Source organism: Streptomyces sp. NPDC034670 (assembly GCF_055574875.1).
Genome location: NZ_JBVITR010000050.1, coordinates 9,972 through 15,038 on the forward strand (window position 1 = coordinate 9,972; position 5,067 = coordinate 15,038).

Sequence of the window (5,067 nt, forward strand, 5' to 3'; positions counted from 1 at the left end):
CGGCCACGGGCGGGCCCTTCGTCTCTCCGTCCCCCGCACCGTCCCCCCCGCCCCCCCCCCCCCCCGGACCTCGTGTGCGGTCCCCTGGGCCCCCTCTCCCCCCCGGACCCCCGCCGTCAGCGGGGAAGGGGGAGCGGAGGGGCGTCCGTGTACGCGTTCCCCGGCCGGTCGACCTCCTGGACGGTGCGGGCGTCGAGTGCGGCCGGGGCGGAGCGCGTGCCGAGGGTCCCGCCCTCGTGCCAGGTCCCCACGACCGTCACCCAGGTGTCGGCGGGCGGGGCCGGGGCGCCGTGGATCCGCACCTTGACCGACCGGGCGTCCGCCGCGCAGCAGTTGATCAGGAGCCGGGTCAGGTACCAGTCCCCGTCCCGCTCGCCGGGGGTGACGAACCCGGTCATCAGGACGGTGCGGCCCTTGACGGCCTGCGTGCGGTCCTGCTGGACGCGGCCGATGAAGTCGCGGAGGGTCAGCGGGACCGGCGAGGTCGCGGGCAGGGGATCGAAGCCGTCCCGCCGCACGACGGGCTCGGAGGCCTGGCGGGAGGCGGTGTAGGAGCCGAGGGACGGCGGGGCGTGCAGGAGCAGGCTCAGCGCGGGGAGGAGGAGCAGCCAGGCCACGCCGGGCACACCGGAGTGGTCGTGACCGTCGCCGTCGTGGTCCTCGTGGCGGCCCCCGCCGGACCCCCGGTCCCCGTCAGCCCCCCGGCTCCCGCCGGCCCTCCGGCCCCCGCCCGGCCTCTGCGACCAGGCCTCGGCGGCGCCGAGCAGGAGCAGCACCGCCCCCGAGGCGATCAGCAGCGGACGCATCCAGCCGTTGACGTACCTCAGGTAGAGGTCGGTGAGGAGCGAGGCGTGCAGCAGGCCGGTGCCGCTGAGGACGAGCAGGACCGCCTGCAGGGGGCGCTTCACAGCAGGATCCCTCCGACGAGCGCGCTGCACAGGACGGCGACGACCGCCGTGGCGGCGGAGAAGCGGACCGCGAAGGCCCGTCCGAAGGTGCCCGCCTGGAGGGCGATCAGTTTCAGGTCGACCATCGGCCCGACCACCATGAACGTCAACCGCGCGAGGGGCGAGAAGCCGGTGAGGGAGGCCGCGAGGAACGCGTCGGCCTCGGAGCACACCGAGAGGACGACGGCGAGCGCGGCCAGGAAGAGCACCGACAGCCAGGGCGAGTCGGAGAACACACCGAGCACGGATTCGGGGACGGCCACGTTGAAGGTGGCCGCCGCCATGGCCCCGACGATGACGAAGCCGCCCGCGTGCAGGAAGTCGTGCTGGAAGCCGAGCCGGAACTCCGTCCAGCGGCTGTGCCCCGGCCGGTGCCCGGTGTGCCGCACGGCCGGCCGCAGCCACTCCGCGCGGCCCAGCCGGAGCCACAGCCAGCCCATCACGACGGCGGTGGCGAGCGAGGCGAGCAGCCGGGCCGCCACCATCTCGGGGCTCCCGGGGAAGGCGATGGCCGTGGTGGTCAGCACCACCGGGTTGATGGCGGGGGCCGACAACAGGAACGCGAAGGCGGCGGCCGGGGTGACGCCCCTGCCGATGAGGCTGCTGGCGACCGGGACGGACGCGCACTCGCAGCCGGGCAGGACGGCCCCGGCGGCTCCGGCGACCGGGACGGCGAGCGAGGGCCTGCGGGGCAGCATCCGGGTGAACACCCGGGCCGGCACGAACGCGTTGATCGCGCCGGACAGGGCCGTGCCGAGCAGCAGGAACGGCAGCGCCTGCACGGTGATGGAGAGGCAGACGGTCCGCCAGGCCTGCACGGCCGGCTCGTCCCCCCACCGGACGACGGCGAAGAGCACCGTCCCGGGCAGCACGGCCGCCCCGAGAAGCAGCAGGGGCCAGAACCGGGGCCAGCCGCCCGCGGGGGCCCCGTCGGCGTCCGCGGGGACCGTGACGGCCCCGTACGACCCCCCGGCCCGTTCCTCCGTCTGTCGCATGCCGCTCCGTGTGTCCGACGTCCGGGACGAAAGATAGCGGCCGCCGGGCACGTGCGTTCGGGCGCGCCTCGAACGGACCCCCTCGGCCGGCCGCCCGGGTGGACGGGGATCCGGCGGGTAACCGGGCCCCATGGGAGACATCCTGGTGGGCACCTGTTCCTGGACCGACCGGGCACTGGTCGGCAGCGGCTGGTACCCGGTGGGGCGGCGGGACGCCGAGGGGCGGCTGCGGCACTACGCGGAGCGGTTCCCCGTCGTCGAGGTCGACGCCTCGTACTACGCCCTGCCCTCCGAGCGGAACAGCCGGCTGTGGGTGGAGCGGACGCCCGACGGGTTCGTGTTCGACGTCAAGGCGTTCTCGCTGCTGACCGGGCATCCCACGCGGAGTGCGGTGATGCCCGGCGGGCTGCCGCCCGACGCGCGCGACCCGGCGGTGCTGGACGAGGTGTGGGCGCGGTTCGCCGAGGGGATCGGGCCGCTGCGGCACGGCGGGCGGCTGGGGAGCGTGCTGTTCCAGTTCCCGCCGTGGCTGCGGGCCGGGGCGGCGGGCGAGGCGTTCGTGGAGGAGTGCGCGCGGCGGGCCGAGGGGTGGCCCCTGGCCGTGGAGTTCCGGCACCCCTCGTGGTGGGAGGCGGGGCGTGCCGAGGCCACGTCCGCGCTGCTCGCCCGGTGTGCGATGGCCGCGGTCGGCGTCGACATGGTGCAGTCGCTGCCCTCGTCCGTACCGCCGGTCACGCCCGTGACCTCGTCCCGCCTGTCCGTGGTGCGGTTCCACGGGCGCAGCGCCGCCTGGGGCACGGGCAGCAAGGAGGACCGGTTCCGGTACGCGTACGGGGCGGACGAACTCGGGGCGTGGGTGCCGCGGCTGCGGCGGCTGGCCGACCGGGTCGAGCAGGTGCACGTGCTGTTCAACACGTGCTGCGGGGACGCCTCCGTGCGGGCCGCCGAGCTCATGCGCGGACTGCTCGGGCTTCCCGTCGGCGGGCGGGCCCCGTCGGCGGGCGTCTCACCGGCGGGCGGTCCGTCACCGGGTGATCCGCACCTCCCGTGACTCGGTCACCTGGTCCACCTCGGACACCCGGATCGTCGTCTTCATCGTCCAGTCTCCGTCGAGGGGCAGGTTGAGGTCGTTGGTGGCCCAGTAGCCGCCCCGGTCGGTCAGCCCGGCGTCGATGGGTCCGATGTCCTTCGCGGCGAGGGTGAAGGACATCCTCAGCTCCGGGACGAACACCAGCCCGCCGTCGGCGCCGAAGACCACCGCCTGGACGCCGTTCTCGCCCACCCGGCCCGGGTCCAGCGTGATCTGCACCCGGCCCTTCCCGCCGGGGGTGCCGACGTCGTAGGGGATCGTGACCGTCGACGCCCCGGGGAGTCCCGCCGTCGGGGCCGCCCCGGCGGCCTCGGCCTCCGCGCGGGCCGGGAGGGTGCCCGTCAGCACCGTCGTGACCAGCAGCACCACGACGCCCACGGCCACTTCGACCAGCACGGACAGCCGCAGGGCCCGGCGCCGGCGGTCCGGGTCGCCGTCCGCCGGGTGCGGCCGGTCCCCGGAGCCCGCCTCCGGGTCCCCGGTCCGTCCGGCCCCCGGTTCCCCGGCCCCCGGGCGCGGCCCCGGGCCCGCCCCGGGTGCCGCTCCCACCGGCTGCGGCGCCCGCTCCTCCACCGCCACCGGCGCCTGCGCCAGCCGTGCCGTCCAGCGGCGGGACAGTCCCGCCACCGCCAGCAGGACGGCCGTCACGACGAGCTTGACGGTCAGGGTCCTGCCGTACGACGTCTCCGTGAGCGCGCTCCAGGAACCGAGGCCGCGCCAGGACTGGTAGGCGCCGGTGACGACGAGGACGGTCACCGAGACGAAGGCCAGGCGGGAGAAGCGGGTGACCGTGGCGACGGGCGGCGGGGTCTGCGCGCGGCGCAGGGTGAGGAGCAGGGCCGTCAGGCCGCCCAGCCAGCACGCCGTCGCCAGCAGGTGCAGGACGGACGACGTCATCGCCAGCGGGACCTGGATCCCGGCGGAGGCGTGCTCGGCCGCCGCCCAGGTCAGGGCGAGGCCGACGGACAGGGCGGCGCCCGCCGCCAGGTGCGCGCGGGGTGTCCGGCCCGGTTCCGGCGCCGGGCGCCGGGAGAACCGCGGCAGGGCCGCCGCCGTCAGCAGGAGCAGCGCCAGCCGGGCGAGCAGGGCGAGCCCCGGGCGGCCGGTGAGGGTGCCGGTCAGGGCGGAGGCGTCGAGCGCGGTGGCCGGGGCCGTCCCGGCCTCGTACGGGGCGCGCAGGACGAGGAGGAAGACCGTGGCCGCCAGCAGCGTCCACCAGCCGGTGAGCAGCGGCGCCCGCAGCGGGGCGGGGTCCGGCGGACGGCACAGGGCCGCGAACGCCGCCGTGCCGACGAGCAGGGCGGCCGCGATGTACGCGAGGTGGCGGCCGGTGTCGTAGAGGCTCTTGGTGACCGGGTGCTCGGCCTGCTCCGCGGGCACCGCGGGCGCGGTGGGCGAGGGTGTGCCGATGGAGAAGGTGAAGGCGCCGGAGACCGGGTGGCTGTCGGCGGAGACCACCCGCCAGGCCACCGTGTAGGTGCCTTCGGCGAGCCCGTCGGGCAGGCCGGTGCGGGCGGTGTCGGAGGCGCCGTCCGCGTGCTCCGGCTCGCCCAGGCTCACCCGGCGGTTGTCGGGGCCGTAGACGCGGAAGGAGTCCTCGAGCAGGCCGACGGACTCCGTGAAGGTCAGGGTGACGTGCCGGGGGGCGGACTCAAGGACGCTCCCGTCCTCGGGGTCGGCGCCGCGCAGGCCGGCGTGGGCGCTCGCCGGGGCCGCGCCGCCGAGGAGGACCAGGAGCAGCACGCCTCCCAGCAGCGCCAGTCCCCGAAGCCGCCGGGCCGCGCGGCCCGTCGCCCCGGCCCGCCCGCCGCCGGCCGTCACCGCCCCGTCCCGACGGTCATCGCCCGTCACCGCCACGCTGCGCCGTCGCTCCACGTCGTACCCCGTCCTCCGGCCGTCCGGCTCCGGTGGGGTACGGACGGGAGGCGCGGTGCGTTCACCGCGCCTCCCGTCCGCCGCCGCCTCCCCTCACCGGGCCGGGGGCTTGGGGGGGGGGGGGGGGGAGGGGGACCACCCAAGGAGGACCTTCGGGTGG

The 5,067-nt window shown here is 76.8% G+C and carries 4 protein-coding genes; 1 reads left to right on the forward strand and 3 read right to left on the reverse strand.

The features are described 5' to 3' along the window. Positions 1–116: 116 nt before the first annotated feature. Both ACZ56B_RS26585 and ACZ56B_RS26590 read right to left on the reverse strand, forming a co-directional pair. The gene (locus tag ACZ56B_RS26585; protein ID WP_468795665.1) at positions 117–908 is read right to left on the reverse strand and encodes a TIGR03943 family putative permease subunit; all 792 of its coding nucleotides are present in this window, start codon (positions 906–908) and stop codon (positions 117–119) included. After that, complete coding sequence (locus ACZ56B_RS26590; RefSeq protein WP_468795668.1) at positions 905–1,942, reverse strand: permease; 1,038 nt, start codon at positions 1,940–1,942, stop codon at positions 905–907. The genes ACZ56B_RS26585 and ACZ56B_RS26590 overlap by 4 nt, the downstream gene beginning before the upstream one ends. 130 nt (positions 1,943–2,072) lie before the next feature. Between ACZ56B_RS26590 and ACZ56B_RS26595 the strand changes: the two genes are divergently transcribed. Then, the gene (locus tag ACZ56B_RS26595; RefSeq protein ID WP_468795671.1) at positions 2,073–2,993 is read left to right on the forward strand and encodes a DUF72 domain-containing protein; all 921 of its coding nucleotides are present in this window, start codon (positions 2,073–2,075) and stop codon (positions 2,991–2,993) included. Here the strand turns inward: ACZ56B_RS26595 and ACZ56B_RS26600 are convergent. Next, on the reverse strand, positions 2,967–4,787 hold the full coding sequence (locus ACZ56B_RS26600) for a copper resistance CopC/CopD family protein (protein ID WP_468795785.1): 1,821 nt from the start codon (positions 4,785–4,787) through the stop codon (positions 2,967–2,969). The genes ACZ56B_RS26595 and ACZ56B_RS26600 overlap by 27 nt on opposite strands. Between the last annotated feature and the right edge of the window lie 280 nt (positions 4,788–5,067).